General features: G+C 46.2%; 11 protein-coding genes. All 11 read left to right on the top strand.

The genetic code is table 11. The features are described from left to right. Position 1 precedes the first annotated feature (1 nt). The 11 genes from metF to pyrE all read left to right on the top strand — a co-directional run bounded on the left by metF (position 2) and on the right by pyrE (position 19,483). A complete protein-coding gene (gene metF, locus NG78_RS06130; protein ID WP_004135267.1) occupies positions 2-856 on the top strand; it encodes a methylenetetrahydrofolate reductase [NAD(P)H] in 855 nt (284 codons plus the stop codon). A 592-nt stretch (positions 857-1,448) separates the two neighbouring features. Beyond that, positions 1,449-8,729: an FIVAR domain-containing protein gene (locus NG78_RS00845; RefSeq protein WP_004135265.1), complete on the top strand. Its 7,281-nt coding sequence runs from the start codon at positions 1,449-1,451 to the stop codon at positions 8,727-8,729. A 126-nt stretch (positions 8,730-8,855) separates the two neighbouring features. Next, on the top strand, positions 8,856-12,056 hold the full coding sequence (locus NG78_RS00850) for a bifunctional [glutamine synthetase] adenylyltransferase/[glutamine synthetase]-adenylyl-L-tyrosine phosphorylase (RefSeq protein ID WP_004135263.1): 3,201 nt from the start codon (positions 8,856-8,858) through the stop codon (positions 12,054-12,056). Between the two features lie 95 nt (positions 12,057-12,151). Further along, positions 12,152-12,385, top strand: coding sequence for a hypothetical protein (locus NG78_RS00855; RefSeq protein WP_004135261.1), 234 nt, complete (start codon positions 12,152-12,154; stop codon positions 12,383-12,385). Next, positions 12,385-12,717, top strand: a complete 333-nt coding sequence (locus tag NG78_RS00860) for a type II toxin-antitoxin system RelE/ParE family toxin (protein ID WP_004135259.1) — start codon at positions 12,385-12,387, stop codon at positions 12,715-12,717. The genes NG78_RS00855 and NG78_RS00860 overlap by 1 nt, the downstream gene beginning before the upstream one ends. Before the next feature lie 138 nt (positions 12,718-12,855). Further along, the gene (pyrB, locus tag NG78_RS00865; protein ID WP_004135256.1) at positions 12,856-14,124 is read left to right on the top strand and encodes an aspartate carbamoyltransferase; all 1,269 of its coding nucleotides are present in this window, start codon (positions 12,856-12,858) and stop codon (positions 14,122-14,124) included. Positions 14,125-14,198: 74 nt separating this feature from the next. Further along, positions 14,199-15,611, top strand: a complete 1,413-nt coding sequence (locus tag NG78_RS00870; protein ID WP_004135254.1) for a dihydroorotase — start codon at positions 14,199-14,201, stop codon at positions 15,609-15,611. A 52-nt stretch (positions 15,612-15,663) separates the two neighbouring features. Beyond that, complete coding sequence (pyrF, locus tag NG78_RS00875) at positions 15,664-16,707, top strand: orotidine-5'-phosphate decarboxylase (RefSeq protein ID WP_004135252.1); 1,044 nt, start codon at positions 15,664-15,666, stop codon at positions 16,705-16,707. A gap of 94 nt (positions 16,708-16,801) precedes the next feature. Continuing rightward, a complete protein-coding gene (locus NG78_RS00880) occupies positions 16,802-17,698 on the top strand; it encodes a dihydroorotate dehydrogenase electron transfer subunit (protein ID WP_004135250.1) in 897 nt (298 codons plus the stop codon). 5 nt (positions 17,699-17,703) lie between these two features. Then, positions 17,704-18,681: a dihydroorotate dehydrogenase gene (locus NG78_RS00885; RefSeq protein ID WP_004135248.1), complete on the top strand. Its 978-nt coding sequence runs from the start codon at positions 17,704-17,706 to the stop codon at positions 18,679-18,681. A 109-nt stretch (positions 18,682-18,790) separates the two neighbouring features. Next, a complete protein-coding gene (pyrE, locus tag NG78_RS00890; protein WP_004135246.1) occupies positions 18,791-19,483 on the top strand; it encodes an orotate phosphoribosyltransferase in 693 nt (230 codons plus the stop codon). Positions 19,484-19,504 lie beyond the last annotated feature (21 nt).

The raw sequence follows: 19,504 nt of genomic DNA, 5'->3' as shown, positions 1-19,504 counted from the left end.
TATGCCGTATAAACCAAAGTTTTCGCTGGAAGTTTTCCCACCTAAGCGCACATCTCCTATTGGTACTATTTACGATACTTTAGATGGCTTGAAAGGTCTTGACCCGGATTTTATTTCGGTTACTTACGGCACTGGAAAGCTGCAGGATCGTACTGCTACTGCGCGCATTGCGCATACTATTCGCTCCGAATACGGCATTGACGCGGTTGCGCATTTAACAGCTCGCTACCTTGATTATGATGCTGTTGATGAAGCTTTGGAAATGTTTAGCAATGCTGGCGTTTCCGGCGTTTTGGCTTTGCGTGGCGACGTGATTGCAGGCCAGGAAGCGGCCGGCGTTTTTGAGCACGCTAGTGACTTGGTTTCCTACATTCGTTCAAAGCACCCGGATTTGCCTATTCTTGGCGCTTGCTACCCGGAGAAGCATCCGGAAGCGGAAAGTTTGCAGGCGGATATTGAGAATCTTAAGCGCAAAGTTGACGCGGGTGTAACTCACTTAATTTCGCAACTTTTTTACGATAACGAGGATTTTTTGCGCTTCCGTGATTTAGCTCGTGCGGCTGGCATTAACGTGCCGATTGAGGCTGGCGTGATGCCTGTGGCGAATGCTTCGCAAGTGCAGCGCATGACAAGTCTTTGCTCTTCGCGCATTACTTCGCAAGTTTCCGCAATGATGGATCGCTGGGGTAGTAACGCTGAGTGCTTGCGCGATGCTGGCAGTATTTTTGCTTCGCAGCAGATTAACGATTTAATTGCTGAGGGTGTGGATGGTATTCACTTGTATACCATGAATCATCCTGGTATTGCGCGCAGGATTTGGGCGAATGTGAAGCCGCTTTTTACGAAGATCGGGTAGGTGGCGCGACGACCTTCCTGAGCGCTTAAAGCGTAGCGCGCGAAGGCAACTCGGAGCGGAAACTCGCTTAAGTTGGAAGTCCAGTGGACTTCCAACGCGAGTTTCGTAGCAAGCGCGTTACCCGCGCGAGCGTTCCTTCATCGATCCTCATTTTGCGAGTTTTTGTTTGCTGTGGCGCGAGTGCGCGGCTGGTTGCGTTGCTTTATAAATATTAATATTAGTGTATAAATGTATAAAATAATCGCGTTTTATACTAAACATTTGTTTAGAATCGCCATTAGAAATGTAATCTAGCTTACATTTGTTATATTAATTTTGACCGTAAAAACCTGCCAAAAACGTTGAAATAAAGCCTCACGGGGGGGGGTCTAGTAGGCTATACATCATAACAAATATGTTGAAAAAAATATGTATATTCGGTATTATTGAATATAAATCTCAACAAAAGAGATTGCGCTTCAGGGAGCTGAGCAGAAGTTTCATATGTATTTGACCGTAGTTCAATCAGCGTTTTGATTACTGCATCAAGCTCTTCGCTAATAAATTCACAAAGACTTGTTCAGAGAGAATTTGGTATTCAAGGAGATACACAATGACTAAGTCAAATTCTAGAAAGCACGCACGCAAGGTAACTTTGGATGCTGCAGTAAATAACGCAATTGAAAAGGCTGTTGACGCTCGTAAGGTGGCGGCGTTTACGGTTGGAGCCGCAGGCGTATTAGCCGGTGCGGCGTTCGCTTTTGGAGCAACTCCTGCAATGGCCGCGGAGACTGGTGCTGCGACTGAGCCTACAAAAGCACCTGTGGCTGCTGGTGATAAGGCTGGGGCTGGCAAGAAGGATGAAGCTGGCAAGAAGGATGACGGTAAGGCTGATGCTAAGCCTGAAGCTAAGGAAACTGTAGCTAAGGAAACTGAGTCTAATAACGCTGAGGACAAGGACGCTGCTAAGCAAGAGCAGACTGGCGATAAGAATCAGACTGAAGCTAATAAAGATGCTGGGGATAAGGCTGAGAATACCAATAAGCAGGCTGAGCAGCCTGTAGCAAAGACTGAAGATAAGAAGTCTTACGAAGAAAATCAGAAGCAGGAAACTACTACTACTGTTGGTCAAGATCGCGATGCCTCTGCAGCACCAGAGCCGAAGCCACAAGCTAACAACACAATCAACCTTTCAAAAGATACAAAAGATAATTTGCCAAACATGTACGCATGGGGCAAGTCTAATAACGTTTATATTGAAGACGGTCAGAATAAATCCGTTACAATTAACTTTGCAAAGCCTGATGACGGATACACAATCACAAAGGTAGCTATTTTCCCATCTGATGGTAATACCGTTGATAACAAGAAGTCTAGAGGATTCCTTGAGTATTATTCAGATCCAAGCGCTAAAGATGAGCATAAACCATATTCCGGCATATACGACTTTAAGGTAAATCCAGATGGTACAGCCACGCTTACTATGAGTAAGCTGTACAGAGATGGCAATCTTAAGAGCGGAGAAAGCTACTCTGCAAACCGTTGCATTTATTTGTACGGTACAGATAAAGACGGTAAAACAGTAGTGCTGTACAAGACGAATATTGTGCGTGCAGCAACACTTATTCCGCCTAAAACAGCTGGCTCTATTGTTTTACAGTATGATGAGAAGCTTAATGAAGATCAGATTCAAGCAAAGCTTAAGCAAGCTCTTGATGCTCCTACCGAAGCAACTGGTAATAAATCAATTCGCGAGCAAATTAAAACTGCAAGTACATCTAATGGCGTTGGTGTGCGCAATGAAGCAGCCAAAACGCTTACCAATACGCCAGATACCGCTGAAAACAAGGTAATTATTACCGACCATCAGGCGTATGACCCTTCCCAGGTTGCTAGAATCAACAAGGAAACGTCACAGCAGGGCCAGCCAACAACATATGTTACGGGAGTGAACAACCTCAAGACGTACCTTATTTCCGACTTAGGCTACAAGTCCGAGCCGCTCGCTCTTACGGTTGCTCGCTACGATACTCGTATCGATAAGCCGATTGTGGAAGACCCGACTAATCTTTCGAAAGAGGTTAAGGAAGAAATCGCAAAGAAGCTGGCAAATCTTAACCACATTGCTCAAGACAAGGTGACCATTAACGCTGACGGAACAGTCACCATCAACTTTGAAGGTGTGGACCCAAGCCTCGCGCCTACGCTTCAGCTCAGCGACCTTGTGTTGAAGCAGCTCAAGGAAGCTGATGTTAATGTTCCAACTGGCGAGAAAGCAGTCTTTGTTTACAACCCACTAGATTATTCAAAAGACGAGATTGCGCGTATTAAGAAGGCTATTTACGAGGCTAACAAGAAAAACGATAAGCTTGGTTTAAGCGATACTGACTACGAGAAGCAGATTTCACTTTCGTACCTTACTGGCAATCTTACTGCATCTGGTACTGGCAATCAGGGTATCTCAAATGGTCGTCAAGAGAATACGATTACCGTTAAGATTAAAACCGATAAAGCTGTTGCTGAGTTTACATCTGATGTGACGAAGAGCAAGCTAACGAAGTTTGTGAATATTCGCGAGGACTACACCGTTTCTTGGACTAAAGACAAGATTGATGGTCGCAACTCTGACGAAGGTCTCTCATGGAGCGAAGACCATAAGACTATCATCTATCGCTATGATCCAACCAAGGCTGTCGCGTTTAAGTCTAGCGACATTACCAAGTTGCTCACAGCTACACCGAAGGCTGGCAAAGCAGGTTTGCGAGTGCTTAAGGGTGACGAGCATATCGACCATGAAGGTGAGCCTGGAAAAGAAAAGAAGTCGCACGTTTACTACGTAATTGATAGTAATGGCGAGCCAACAGGCGCGCTTACGCTTGGTATTATGAACAGTGGTTATTGGACTGGTGATCCTCAGATTACAGGTACCGAAGTGGATAGGGGTAACGTGCTATCCAAGACGGGAGAATATAAGTGGGATGATGATGCTAAGCCTGTAACACTTGCGTCTAAGGACGGCAAGATCTATAGAGCGCGTCTGTTTGTTGCTCCGTATGGCATGGAGTCCTACCAGTATGTGTACACACACCCAGATGGAAAGAACCCAAACAACACAACAAAGGCAATTAACGTTATATTTGTGCCGCAGACGAATCATAAGACGAAGGATTTGAAGACGTCGGTTGAGGGTCACAAGCTTGCTGCTGACAAGAAGACTCCAATTGATTCTGCGTACTACAACGCGTCTAAGGATAAGAAAGATGCGTATGACGAGGCGTTGAAGGAAGCTAATGCTGCTCTTGAGGCTGCTGGTAATACAGAAGATTCCAAGCTGTCTGAAGCGCTTAAGGCGCGCATCGATAACGCTACGATTAACCTTAACAAGGCTCGCGAGGCTCTTGATGGTGCTAAGACTGACAAGGAAAAGCTAAAGGCCTCGATTGACGAGAACGGTAAAGCTGCTGAAGGCAACAATCCTGCAACGCTCACGCAAGCAACGAACCAGTTCAAGAACGTAAGCGACCCTGACTTTAAGGATGCTAATGGCAATCCTGATACCAAGAAAAATGAGGATGCTAAAGCGGCTAAGAAAGCTTACGATGAAGCACTTCAAGCTGCTGAGGCTGCAAGAGACGACGAAAACGCCACGCAGAAGGCTGTTGACGACGCCAAGGCAAAGCTGGACGAGGCTCGCAAGAAGCTTAACGACTTCACCACTAACAAGGATGAGTTAAGCGCCGCGATTGCTAAGGACGGCAAGGTAAACACGGGTGAGGCTGGTAAGACAGGTGACGAAAAGCTCAAGACTGCCGACCCAACCTACCAGAACTCTACTAAGGAAGAGCGCGACGCATACGACAAGGCTGTTGCTGAAGCTCAAAAAGTAGTTGCTGACCCTAATGCTTCCCAAAAGGAAGTGAACGAGGCAATCAAGAATCTTAAGGAAGCCAAGGCTGCGCTTGACAAGAACGCAACCGACAAGTCTCCTCTTGATGCTGCTGTGCAAAAGAGCTTAGATAAAGATCCTAACAACCATAGCGTGTTCTACAAGAATGCAGCCGCGAAGAAAGACACCGACCCTGCTGCTAAAAAGGCTGTTGAGGACTACGATAAGGCACTCGCAGAAGCTAAGAGAGTGCTTGGTGACAAGAATGCTACAAAGGCCGATGTAGAAAAGGCTAAGAAAGATCTTGAAGATGCTGAGAATGCTCTTCATGCTGATGCCTATGCAACCGACAACAAGAGTCTCGGTGAAGCACTTGCCGACAACTTCAGCGGTTATTTGATGCCAGCGTACTTTAACGCTTTTGATAAAGCGCAAGCTGGCGACGAGCAAGCCAAGAAAGACTTCAAAGCCTATAACGACGCATATCATGCTGCAAAAGACTTGATGGATAAGACCAAGCAGCAGGGAAGTACCGTAACGCAAGACGAGGTTGACAAGGTTAAGAAGCAGCTTCTCGAAGCACGTAAGGTAATCGATAAGTATGCAACCGACACCAGCAAGATTTCGGCGGCGCTGCTCCACAGCTTGGCTATTACTAATAGCCCGGCGTATAAAAACGCGTCTGCTGGTGCAGAAGGTTCTGAGGAAGCGAAGGCAAAGAAAGCATACGATGATGCTCTTAAGGCTTTGCAAGATGCCTTCAATGATAAGATGCCTCAAGATACGGTCGATGGCAAGCCTGATAGTGATCCAATCTCAACAGATAATATTCCTGCAAAGGATGGAGATACTAGTAGCCCTGACTATCTTAAGAACATCCAGTCCCACGCTAAGGGTCAGCCTTTGAATAGGGATGTAACAAAGCTCCTTGCAAAGCTTAATGATGCTGTTAAAGGTCTGGATAAGTTTGCGACTAAGACCGATGAGCTGATTGAGTCCATTAACAAGGATTCGTATACGCATCCAAGCCCTGCGTTTAAGAACGCCTCGCTGCCAAGCTACAAAAACGATGATGGTTCTGACAATACCGACAAGAACAATGCTGCTAAAAAGGCGGTGGATGCTTATGGTGAGGCTCTTAACAAGGCTAAAGAAAAGCTAAACGATCCAAACGCTACGCAGAAGGACATTAACGACGCCAAGGCTGCCCTTGACAAGGCTCGCACAGAGCTTGACAAGTACAACACCGACGTTGCCAAGCTCCAAGAGAGTGTTGCTGCACACGGTACTGAGGCTGTTGAAGGCACTAAGGATTCCGACGCATACCGTAACGCATCCGACCCTCACTTTGTGGATGAAACCGGTAAGCCTGACGAATATAAGAACCAGCAAGCAAGAGATGCAAAAACCGCCTATGACAAGGCGCTCACTGAGGCCCAGGCCTTGCTTGCAAAGCATAACGACGATAAAACGCCGCAAGATGCAAAGCCAACGCAAGCCGAAATTGATGCTGCTTTAGCAAAGCTTGATGAGGCTCGTAAGACGCTGGTTGGTGACGACTCTGCTCTAGATAAGCCAGGATTTGGCACAAAGACTACTGATTTGGATGTGGAGCTAGCTAAGTCTTCGCCTGTTGATGCAACCGACCCAACTCCTGGTACGGTTGAAGATTTAACCACATACAAGAATGCATTAGCTAAAACAACCGAAGACGGCAAAGAGAATCCTGATATAACAAGATATAAGGAAGCTCTTAAGAAAGCTACCAAGCTTGCTGAAAAGCAAAAGTCTACAAAAGCCAGTGAACGTCCGTTGCAAAAGGATGTTGACGAAGCATACCGTGCGCTTTTGGATGCCAAGAAGATTATTGCTGATGGCTACAAGACCGATGCAACGGCTCTTCAAGACGAAGCAGCGCTTGGTGCAGATGACGGTAACTTTACCAAGAGCCCGGAGTACAAGAACGCCGAAGCTAAGAAAGCTGAAGACGGCGGTGACAATGCTGAGCTTAAGGCGTACAAGGCTGCTCTAACTGAAGTTAAGACTATGCTCAACAACTTTGGTAAAGATGGCAAGCCGAATGCGGGAGTAGGTGACCAAGACCTACCAACGCAAGCTCAAGTTGACGCGGCACTTAAGAAGCTCAGTGAAGCTCGCAAGGCAGTAGAAGCTAAGTATGCAACCAACACCGACAAGCTCAAGAACGAGGTTGGCGATAAGGATCAAGATGGCAATCCTGTAATTCCTCCATTCGAGGCATCGGTTGCGTACAAGAACGCGCTTGAAAAGGCAAAGACGGAGGAATCTACAACAACGGATCCTAACTCCGCAACTGCAAAGCTCAAGACCTACGCCGATAAGCTGAAGGAAGCGAATGACCTCATCAACAAGGTCAAGAATCCTGATCCAAACGCAAAGCCAGAAGATCGTCCAACTCAAGATGACGTTGACAAGGCTCTTGCAGCTTTGAAGCAGGCCAAGAAGGACATCGACGACAACTTCAAGACCAACGTTGAAAAGCTCCAAAATGAAGTTGATGATAAAAACGAGGATGGCAGCGCGCGCACTCCAGAGTTTGAAAAATCAACTGAGTTTGCCAATCTTGAAGCAAAGACTGTAGATGGCAAGAAGCCTGATGACCTTGTAGCGTATGAGCAAGCTTTGGCAAAGGCTAAGGAACTCATCGATAAGAACGATGGCGAGGTTGCTGATCCTACAGACCCGACTAAGAAGGTTACCGTTCCAAAGGATCAGCTCCCAACTCAGCAAGAAGTTGACGAGGCTAAGAAGGCTCTTAAGGAAATCAAGGACAAGATTCTTGCTAACTACAAGACGAGTCCTGTTGAGCTTCAAAACGAAGTTGACTTGTCTAAGGACGGCGACGACGACACCAGCACCGACGTGTTCGAGAACACTCCTGCGTTCAAGAACGCTCAGGCTAAGGGTGATGAAGCTGCTCAGAAGGCTCTCAAGGACTACAACGAGAAGCTCAAGGCTGCCAAGGAGATGCTTGCGAAGTTCGATCGCACTACTGGCAAGCCAAAGAAAGACGCAAAGGATGTTCCAACCCAAAAGCAGCTTGACGAGGCTCTAAAGGCCTTGCAGGATGCCAAGAAGAAGATTGAAGACGAGTACAGCACAAGCAAGTCTGATTTGCGTCAAGAGGCTGGTGATGATTTCACTAAGTCTCCTGAGTATCAGAATGCTCAAGCTAAGGGTGATGATGCGTCTAAGAAGGCTCTTGAAGACTACAAGAACGCGCTTGACGAAGCTAATTCTGTGCTTGCAGATCCTAATGCTACCCAGGCTGAGGTTGACGCGGCTTTGAAGCGTCTTAAGACCGCTAAGGATAAGCTTAAGGATGAAAATGGCACGGATAAGTCTAAGCTTCAGGCTGAGGCTGATGATGATGCTAACTTCCGTAATTCGCCGTACTTCATTATTGGTAATAAGGCTGATATTGAAGCCTATGAGGATGCTTTGGCTGAAGCTAAGAGCGTGCTTGCAGATCCTAATGCAACTCAGGCCGAGGTTGATGCGGCTTTGAAGAAGCTTGAAGAGGCTAAGAAGCGTATTCTTGACTTCTTGAGTCATTTCGGCGGCTCTGGTAATGGCACTGGTGATTACGGTTTTGGCGAAGGAAATGGTTTTGTAAACGGCCATGAGTCTTATGGCGCTTTGGTAGATAAGTCTGCTTTGCAAATCGAAGTTAACAATGCTGTGGAGACTAGTGCTAATACTGCTGAGGCTGTGGCTTACAGGCAGGCTTTGGCTGAGGCTAAGAGCGTTCTTAACGATCCTAATGCAACTCAGGCTCAGGTTGATGCGGCTTTGAGGAAGCTTCAGGCGGCTAAGGCTGCGTTGCTTAATAGTTTGAGTGGTGCATCTGGCCATAAGATTGCTAAGACTGGTGCTGCAACTGGCTTGTTTGCAGGATTTGCTGCAATCTTTGCTGGTCTTGGTGCTGCGGGTGTGGCTTCTCGCCGTCGCAAGCACTCTAACGAGTAACCTTACGCATAACTAACAGATCCCTCGCAGGTTATCCTCTGATAATCCGCGAGGGATTTTTTCGTGCTCCTGCACACATCTCATACACAATTCGCCTTGTACATCACCACAGTGTAAAGTTGCGGTATGGAAAGCGCTAATAAAACAGATATTGCAACTGCTGAAACCAACTGCAACGAAAGCAGCACAACCTCTTGCGCACTCACTTCCAGAAGTCTTATTAAAGCCGGCTTTGCTCGCCCGGATTTTGCGCGCGAAGCTATTGTAAATATTTGCGAAAATTGCATGAATCATGCTGTTAGTCCGCAGCAATTTCTTGATTATGTAAGCCGCTGCGCAGACCCGGATTCTTCTTTAGTTGCGCTTCAAAATCTTGTGCAGGCGCAGCCGCAAACTATTGCTGATATTGCTTCAATGTCTGCAATCTCGTCTATGAATTGTCCGCTTGCTTCGCTTATGCAAGTGCTTGGTGCTTCTAGCGCTATGGGAATGTTTATGCGAACGCATCCGAATCTTATTATGGCTGCGGCAAGTGACCCGGATCATCTTTTTTCTATGACGCGTGATGAGCGTTGTGCTGATTTGCTTTGCGCAATTCAGGCTTACAAGGCTACGGTGGTTTCTTCCGAAAATAACGCTTCTAACACGATTTACTTAACTTCTCTTGGCTTTGCTCAAGCTGTTTCTGCTCTTCGCGCGCGCTATCGTGAGCATGTTGCTGCGATTATGGCGGCTGATTTAGCGAGCGCTGACCCTGTTGAAGTGCAGCCGGATATTAGCCGTAAGCTTTCCGATGCGGCGGATGCTGTTTTAGAGGCTGCTTTAGCGGTTGCTCGCGGTCAGGTTACTGGTTCTTCTGCGTGCAGGTTTGCGATTATTGCTATGGGTAAGCTTGGTGCGCAAGAAATTAACTATGTTTCCGATATTGATTTAATTTATGTTGTTGAGCCTGCGGATTCTGGAAATAAGCAGAATCAGGATGCTTCTTTGCGCGTTGGTGCGTCTATTGCAATGGTTTTGCAAAAAGTGTGCCAGTCAACGGTTGCTGGCTCTTTGGAGCCGCCTCTTTGGCAGATTGATACTGCGCTTAGGCCGGAAGGCAAGGATGGGCCTCTTGTTCGAAGCTTTGAATCTCACCGCGAATACTATGAGAAGTGGGCGAGTAGCTGGGAGTTTCAGGCGCTTTTGAAGTCTCGTCCTGCGGCTGGGGATGCGGATCTTGGAAAAGCTTACCGTGCTATGGTTGAGCCGCTTATTTGGAAGGCTTCTGGCCGTGAGCATTTTGTGGCGGACTGCCAGCATATGCGTCAGCGAGTGGAGTCGCTTATTCCTGCTTCTCAGCGCGATTTGGATATGAAGCTTGGCCGCGGTGGTTTGCGCGACGTTGAGTTTACTGTTCAAATGCTGCAGCTTGTGCACGGAAGCGAGGATGAGTCGCTTCGAGTAAGGGATACTATTTCTGCTTTGCAGGCTTTGGCTCAAGGCGGCTACGTTTCTAGGTCTCAGGCGGCGATTTTGGCGGAACATTACCGTTTTGAGCGTGTGCTTGAGCATCGTCAGCAAATGTGGAACATGCATCGCACGCATTTGTTCCCAGATTTGGGTGCGCAAGGAAACGGCGGTTTGGATCGTGCGCGCACAATTTCTGCTGAGCAGCTTAATAATAATGAGCAGATTCGTCGTCTTGCGCGTGCTGTTCGGCTGCGCCCGGAGGAGTTAGTTGAGCGTTTTGATAAAGCTCGCCGCGAAATCCGCAATTTGCATAAGGATATTTACTATCGTCCTATGCTTCCGATTAACGCTCAAACGGATGCGGATCCTATTGTGCTTTCGCCGGAGGCTGCTCGCGCGCGTTTTGCTTCTATTGGTTTTGCGGATGCTCGCGCCGCACAATTGCATGTTGAAGCGCTTACGGAAGGGCTTTCTAGGGCTGCTAAAATTCACAGGATTTTGCTTCCGGCAGTGTTGAAGTGGCTTGGCGACGGCCAGAATCCAGATATGGGTTTGCTTGCGTGGAGGCGTCTTGCGGAGCGTTTTGGCGGTAAGAACACGTATCTTGGTTTTTTGCGTGATTCTCCTTCCGCAGCTCAGCGTCTTTGCCACGTTTTGGCGGATTCGCGCTACTTGGGCGACGCTATGATGCAGTCGATGCAGTCTATTACTTGGCTTGGCGACGACGAAGCGCTATCTGCTCGCGATAGAGCAAGTCTCGATATGCAAACTAGCGCAATGGTTGCGCGTTATGCTAGTAATATTGCGGATTTTGCGCAGTCTTTGCGCGCGCTTCGCCGGCAGGAAATTGAGCGAGTTGCTTTAGCTTGGATGTGTGGTCTTATTGACGACGATACTTCTATGTGCGCTATGAGTGATGTTTTTGACGCTGTTTTAGACGCGGCTTTGTGCTGGTCTATGCGAGAGGCTGTTTTGCGAATGAATTTCAGCGCTCCTCAAGCCGAAATTGCGATTATTGCGCTCGGTCGCTACGGCGGTAGGGAAGTAAACTTCTGCTCGGACGCAGACATAATGGTAGTTTATAAGCCGGTTGGTGAAGATTGCGATTTGGATGCAGCTCACCGTTTTGCTCAAACAGCTGTAGAGATTTTGCGCAATATTTTGCAAGGTCCTCTTACTCTTGAGCCAAAAATTATGGTTGATTTGGATTTGCGTCCGGAAGGAAAAGACGGCCCGCTTGTGCGCAGCTTAGAGTCTTGCGAAAAGTATTATCGTCAATGGGCGAGTACTTGGGAGCATCAGGCCTTGCTTCGTGCTCGTTTTGCTGCAGGTTCTAAAGATTTGGCGGATGCTCTACTTGATGGCGTTGTGAACGACTTGCGTTACGCTGTAAATCCTCTTAGTGAATCTCAGCTTTCCGAAATTCGCAAGCTTAAAGCGCGTATGGAAGCGGAGCGTTTGCCTAGGGGAGTTAGTAGAGACAGGCATTTGAAGCTTGGTCGCGGCGGTTTAAGCGACGTTGAGTGGACTGTTCAGCTTTTGCAATTGCAATACGCTGGATCTTACGAGTCTTTGCGCGTTGTTGGCACAATGCAAGCTTTGAAAGCTTTGCAATCTGAGCATTTGATTGATAGTGACGATGCTCAAATTTTGGAGCGCTGCTGGCATATGTGTTCCGCTGTGCGCAACGCGAACTTCTTGTGGTCCGGGTCAATGTCTCGCGCGGATGTGATTCCAACAGACTCGTATTCTTTGGGCGGAATTGCAACTTATCTTGGCTACGAGCCTAACCAGGGTCGCGTTTTTGAAAATGATCTTTTAGCAACTATGCGTCAGTGCCGCGAAATCATGTCTCGTCTTTTCTACGCTCGCTAGGCGTTATGGCGTAATTGCGTCATCTTAGTACGATTTGCGTTTATTGTTGCATTCTCTGCTTTAGGTTATAATTACAGGATGGGAGGTGATTTTTAATGAAAAATGCAGTAATAAGTAATGATGTAAAAGAAAGAGCTAATTCTTCAGTTTTTTATGCTGATGTTTCTGAACCTATAAAACAAGCAGTCAGTAGTGAAAATTTAGAAGAAAATGACGAATTATTATCTACTGATTTTGCTGCAAAACTTATGCATAGTTATAAGCAGTCAGTTTCTGGTTTAGCACGCCCATATGCGGATGTTTTTGCTGAGTTAGAAAAGGGCTTGTAATGAGTTCTTTTAATATTCTTGTTACTCAAGATGCAGAAAATGATTTAAAAAATATAAGAGACTATATTGCATCTAATATTTCTAAGAAAACTTCCGTAAGAATTATTAATCTTATTAAATCTAGTATTGAAAGACTGTCTCTTTTTCCTCAGTTTGCGCCTGTAGTTAAGTATGAGCCTTGGAATTCACTTGGCGTGCGTCGTATAGTTGTAAAGAATTTTCTTGTTTATTACAGAGTTGTTTTAGAAGAAAATACAGTTTATATTTTGAAGGTTACTTATGGTAAACGTAATCAACAAACTGTATTGGAACAAATAGATTTATTGGATTAAGTACTTATTAAATGTTTCATAATAAGTTATAGTTCTTCGCCACTCCGCATATAGATTCGTCAACGCTAATCAGTAAAATTGCGTAGGTCGCGTGTGATTGCGGCCGTCTTGCCAACTGACGAAAGGTAAGCGATATTTATGACGAACGCAATGAACGCTTCTAGTTCTTCTAATTCATCTAGTTCTTCTAATTCTTTGCATCAAACTTTTTCTCTAAGAACAATTGCAAATTCTCTTGCCGGTAAAAGTGTTGTTACATTAGACGATATTTCAACGGCGCAAATACGAATGCTTTTAGACAAAGCGCGATACATTGATTCGCACCGTAAAGAAGTGGCTCACACTTGCGATGGCAGAGTGTTGGCCACTCTTTTTTATGAGCCGAGCACGCGCACTCGCTTAAGTTTTGAAACAGCAATGCTGCGTTTGGGCGGAAAAGTGATCGGTTTTGCAGGCGCGCAACTTTCTAGCGCAAGCAAGGGCGAAACTGTAAACGATACTTTGAAAGTCGTGTCTAATTATGTTGATGTTGTTGCTATGCGTCACCCAAAGGAGGGTGCTGCTTTTGTTGCAACTCAAGCTGTGAGCACGCCTATTATTAACGCGGGCGACGGCGGCCACATGCACCCAACTCAAACTCTTGCAGACTTGGCAACGATTCTTGCGCGATTCGGTCGCCTTAATAATTTGACTGTTGGCTTGTGCGGCGACTTAACATATGGTCGCACTGTTCACTCGCTTATTGAAACTTTGTGCCGCTTTGGAAACGTTCATTTTGTGCTGATTAGCCCGGATGAGCTTAAAACTCCGCAGTACGTAATCGACCGCATTAACGACACTCCTTCTTGCACTTATGAGGAAACTCGCGACTTGATGGAAGTTATTGGCAATCTTGACGTGCTTTACATGACTCGCGTGCAAGAAGAGCGTTTTACGGATCGCGAGCAGTACTTGCGACTTCGTGACACATATATTTTGACGGAAGAAAAATTGCAGAAAGCTAAGTCACATATGCCTGTGCTGCATCCTCTTCCTCGAATTAACGAGATTGCGGTTGATGTTGACGACGATCCTCGTGCAGCATACTTTGAGCAGGTTAAAAACGGTATGCTTATGCGCATGGCTTTGGAAAGTTCCGTTCTTGGCGACGAGCTTTGCGGCTACGAGCCAACCGATTTTGTGAACGTTCCAGAAGACGAGCTGCAATCGGTTGACGCGCACGGAATTTCCTTGGCAGATCCTCGCGTTCACACAACCGACGAGAATGCACCTGAAACTCTTACATGCCCGAATCCTCGCTGCATAACAAACAGTGAGCTAACTCTTAAACGCAAGTTCTACAAGGCTGATTCCGTAAGGCATGAGTATCGCTGTATGTATTGTGACGAAGAAGCAGAAAATAAGTAAAATTTACGAAAACTTACGCAGAACTTACGAAAATTTACGAAAATTTACGAAAACTTAGGCAAAACGGGAGTGATATGAACGAAGCTGGCACATTAACTTTGCGCAATATCTCCGTGTGGGATACTGGCGAGCGAATTGATCTTATTGTTGATGGCGTTCGTCAGGATGCGCTTATAGAAGGCAATGCGCGCATTTCTGGCGATATTGATGCAAGCGACTTTGTTGTTGCTCCTGGTTTTGCCGATCCGCACGTGCATTTTAGGGATCCTGGTCAAACTGAAAAAGAAACCATGATGACCGGCGCAGATTCTGCGGCAGCAGGCGGCTATACGCAAGTTTTGATTATGCCGAATACGATTCCGGCTCTTGACGGCGAGCCTTGGAATGACGCTCCTTTTGATGTAGAAAACGTAATCGACTACTTGCAGCGTTACGGCTGCATTTACGGCGTAAAATTGCCGGTTCGCTACGATTTAAGCGTGTGCGCATCTTTGGGTCGTAAAGGCTTAAAACCAAGCAATATTGAGCTTTGGAAAAAGTATGTTGCTGGAATTGAAGACGCAGAAAAAACGTCTCCAATGAAAAAGCATCCAATTACTGCCATAAGCGACGACGGTTCTGCAGTGCCTGAGCCAATTTTGCGAGATGTGTTAGCTATGGCGAAGGAAACTGGTTTGCCTTTTGTTGAGCATTGCGAGCATCACGATACTGGTGCTGTAAACGATGGTCCGGTTGCAAAAATGCTTGGCGTTGGCGGAATTCCAGCTTCAACAGAGCTTGCAATCGTTCAGCGAGATATTGACGCTTCCAGCGAAACTGGAGTGCATGTGCATTTTCAGCATGTGAGCACGGCGGCAGCTTTTGAGGCGATTCGTAAAGCGAAAAAAGAAGGTTTGCCAATTACTTGCGAAACAGCTCCTCACTACTTAGCTTTGTGCGACGAGGACGTGCTGAAGTACGGTTCGATGGCAAAAATGAATCCGCCGCTTCGTTCTAAAGCGGATCGTCAAGCAACTCTTGCAGCTATTGCAGACGGCACAATCGACATGATTGCAACGGATCATGCGCCTCACACTGCGGAAGAAAAGTCGGGAGATTTTGCAAAAACTCCTAACGGAATTATTGGTCTTGAATGCGCGTACGGCGTTTGCTGCAAAGTTTTGGTTGATGCAGGATACACGGATGACAAGCATTTAATCGAATTGATGGCAGTAAATCCAATGCAATTAATGAGCAGAAGACCTACGGATATTGCGGCTTTGCTTAACGTTTCTTCGAAATGTGCAAATAAGCGAACTCTGCGCTTAAATATTACTGAGCATCCTGAAAACGTTGATTTAGTGCTGATTAACATGCGAGAAAAGTGGACGGTTGACGCAAATTCCTTCCATTCTAAAGCTCGAAACACTCCTTTTGACGGCTGGCAGCTTACAGGCAGGCCGGTTGCGACGATTATTGGTTCGGAAATTGCGTTCTCAAGACTGTGAATGAAGTTTTTCAAAACTGTGATTGAAGTTAAATAATTTAGGCTGGTAGTAAATGGACGAATTAATTGAGGCGATTGAAGCCAAGCAAAATCCTAGCGTTGTGGGATTGGATCCTAAACCGGGTATTGTGCCTAAGGAAGTTATTAGCGCTCTTGCGGACGAAGTTTTGCAAGAAGTAGAAGGCGAAGATGCGCTGCCAACGCTTTTAGCAACAGCTTATTTTGAGTTTAATCGTGCGATTATTGACGCGGTTGCGGATTTTGTGCCTGCTGTAAAGCCGCAAATCGCAATGTATGAAGCGCTAGGTCCTGCTGGAATGGACACGTACGCAATGACTTGTGAATACGCAAAATCGCAAGGATTAGTTGTAATAGGAGACGCTAAACGCGGAGATATTGGCTCTACTGCAGGCCAGTACGCGGCTCATTTAAGCGGTTTTGCTAATCTTTCAGCATATTTTGAAGACGATAATGCTCAAAGTAACGCGCTGCCGCAATTTCTTAAAAATCTTCTAAAAAATTACAAAAATCTGGACGTTTGGCACGAAGATTCGCTTACAGTAAACCCTTATATGGGTTCGGACGGCGTTAAGCCTTTTATTGACGAAGCAGTTTCGCATAATAAAAGCATTTTTGTGCTGCTTCGCACATCGAATCCTTCTAGCAAAGAGCTACAGGAGCTTATTTTGCAAGATGGAAAGCCAGTGTATGAGCATATGGCTGATTTGATTGAAAACTGGGGTGCTTCAAACATTGGCAAGCACGGTTATTCTAAGGTTGGTGCTGTTGTGGGAGCTACGCATCCGGAAGAAGGAAAGCGTTTGCGCGAACTTATGCCTCACACTTTCTTCTTAGTTCCAGGCTACGGCGCTCAGGGCGGCACAGCTCAAGATGTTGCTGGAATGTTTGACGCAAACGCCGAAGGTGCTATTGTAAACTCTTCTCGCGGTATTATTGGCGCGTGGCGAAAGTCTGAAGATTACGCTAAAAATCAAGGAAATATGTCTCTCGATAATATTCTTGATATTGTGCGCGAATCTGCGTCTGTTGCTGCTAAAAATATGCGAGACGACTTGCGGCATGCAGTGTACCGTTAGAATGTATAACTAAAATAAATATAAATAAAAATATAATTAAAACTAAAAATAAAACGCAACGCTACAAAACACATACAAGGGTAGGGGAAACCACATGAGTGATGGCATGTTTATTCCAACGCGAAAAGCCTATGTAAACGCCATAGTTACGTTACGTGAAGACGCTTTTGACTCTTCCGGCTCAACTTGTGAGGATGAAAGTAAAAGCGCAAAATATTCGCGTCTTTGGGGGCGCAGGTCTGTAGAAGTTCTTAATAACGAGCAGCTTGATGAAGGCGTGTACCGTTTGACTTTGCGGGATGCGGAGATTGCTAAAAAAGCTGCTCCTGCGCAATTTGTGAACTTGTATTCGCCTGATCCAACTGCCATGCTTCCGCGTCCTTTTGGGGTTGCAAGCGTTGATGGAGATACTTTTACGCTTATTTTTGCGGTTGTTGGTAAGGGTACGGAAGTTTTTTCGCATCTTCGCTCTGGAGATAAAGTTGACGCATTAGGTCCTTTGGGATTGGGCTTTAATATTGATTCTCCTGCGCATTACGTGCTAGTTAGTGGCGGATTGGGTGTGCCGCCTTTAATGTTCGCGGCTCAAGCTTTGGGTGCGCGCAAGGATTCTAGCGTAACGGCAGTTCTTGGCTACCGTAGTAAGCGTTTTGCAGACGACTTAATGAAGGAATATATTTCAGACGTGCACAGTATTACGAATGCTGAAGGCACTGTTATTACGCTGCTTGACGAGCTTGAAAAGGTTAAGCATTTTGATTTTGAAGACGATTTGCCAACTGTTATTTTGTCTTGCGGACCATTGCCAATGATGAAAGCTGTGGCTCACTGGGCGCATGAGCGCGGAGTTAAATGCCAGCTAAGTCTTGAGGCGCGTATGGGATGCGGGTACGGAACTTGCGTTGCTTGCGTGGTTGACACTTTGGAAGGCAGGCTGAAAGTTTGCAACGACGGTCCTGTTTTTGATGCGAATCGTTTGGGTTGGGAGTAAAAAATATGAGTGCTGCAAATAATTCTGTAAATAACGCAAATTCCGCTGAAACTTTAGGTTTCGATACAAGCCACGTGTGGAAGCACCCAACTCAAGTTGCAGGCGTTAAGTGGAAGAACATGGTTGGAACCGCTTCTGGAACATTCCAGCTTGCAGCATGCAGACGCTTTTACGACGTAAGCCAGCTCGGCGCAATCTGCACAAAAGGCGTGTCTCCTGTTCCGTGGGAGGGTAATCCTTCTCCACGCACTGCAGAATCACCTTCTGGAATGGTAAACGCAGTCGGCTTGCAAAATCCTGGCGTTGACCATTATCTTATTGACGAGCTGCCGAAATTAAAGTCCATGGGAGCGCTTGTTATTACTAATGTTGCGGGTCACAGTGACGACGATTATGCGCAAGTTGTGGAAAAGCTCGCGGATTCTTCTGCAGACATGCTTGAAATTAACGTAAGCTGCCCGAACGTGACTCACGGCGGAATGAGCGTTGGCACGGACCCGGTTGCGTTACACCGCTTAATTAAGCGACTTCGCGCAATGACAGATAAGCCAATGATTGTAAAAATGACGCCAAATGTGACGGATATTGTTTCGATTTGCAAAGCTGCTGTTGACGCTGGTGCGGACGCTCTTAGCATGATTAACACGCTTGTTGGTTTGCGAATTGATATTCGAACAGGCGAGCCGATTATTGCAAACCGTACGGGCGGTGTTTCCGGCCCTGCAATCTTCCCGATTGGACTTGGCTTCGTGTGGAGAGTTCGTCAAGCTATGCCAGATATTCCAATTATTGGAATTGGTGGTATTGATTCCGGCGAAAAAGCTTTGGAATACTTGTATGCTGGCGCGAATGCCGTAGAAGTTGGGGCTGCCGCACTGGTTGATCCTACTGCTCCTATTCGCATCGCTCGCGAGCTTGACGATTTGCTTGATTCGCGTCCAAAGCTTGCGTCTTTGCTTGCCGAAGGAAAGACTTGGCGCTGAAGCGAGAATAATGCGAGAATAATGCGCAAGTAAAATCGCAAATAAAAGCGCTAATAAAATCTTAAAATATCAATCAAAAATAAAATACTCAAAAGAAAGAGAGAAGAAAATGGTTTCATTAGACGAGCGTTTTACAAAGTTTCTGCTTGATTCAGGCGCGCTTAAATTCGGCGACTTTACACTGAAATCTGGCCGTCAATCACCGTATTTTATTAACGCTGGCGCTTTTGACGACGGAATGAAAATCGCGAATTTAGGCGCATACTACGCAGAGCGCGTAATGTCTGCAATAGAAGACGGCAAACTTCCGCAAGATATTGACACAGTTTTTGGTCCTGCTTATAAGGGCATTCCGCTGGCTGTTTCTACGGCAATGGCTTTAACAAATAATCACAATATGCCAGTCGGCTTTACTTTTGACCGCAAAGAGCGAAAGGATCACGGCGACGGCGGAATTATGGTTGGAAAGCCGCTAAAAGACGGCATGAAAGTTCTGCTTGTTGACGACGTTATGACAGCCGGAACTGCAGTTCGCGAAACTTTGCCAAAGCTTAAAGCGGAAGCAAATGTTGAAGTTGTTGGCTTGATTTTGGCAGTAGACAGAATGGAGCGCACAAAAGACAGCGAGCTTTCCGCAGTAAAAGCAGTAGAGCAGGAGTTTGGATTCCCAGTTTTGCCAATTGCAAACGTGCGCGAAATTTTCGCCGCTGCCGAGCGTATTAAAGGCGAGGACGGAAAGCCTGTAATGAGTGAGGAATTAGCTTCGCGCGCTGCTAAATATCTTCTTCAATATGGCGCTTAATAAATATCTAAAAATCTTAGA

Origin of the sequence: Gardnerella greenwoodii 00703Dmash, from assembly GCF_000263635.1 — a bacterium.
Taxonomy (GTDB): Bacteria; Actinomycetota; Actinomycetes; order Actinomycetales; family Bifidobacteriaceae; genus Bifidobacterium; species Bifidobacterium greenwoodii.
The sequence above is the reverse complement of the archived record's forward strand: the minus strand, read 5'-3'. Positions and strand labels throughout refer to the sequence as shown.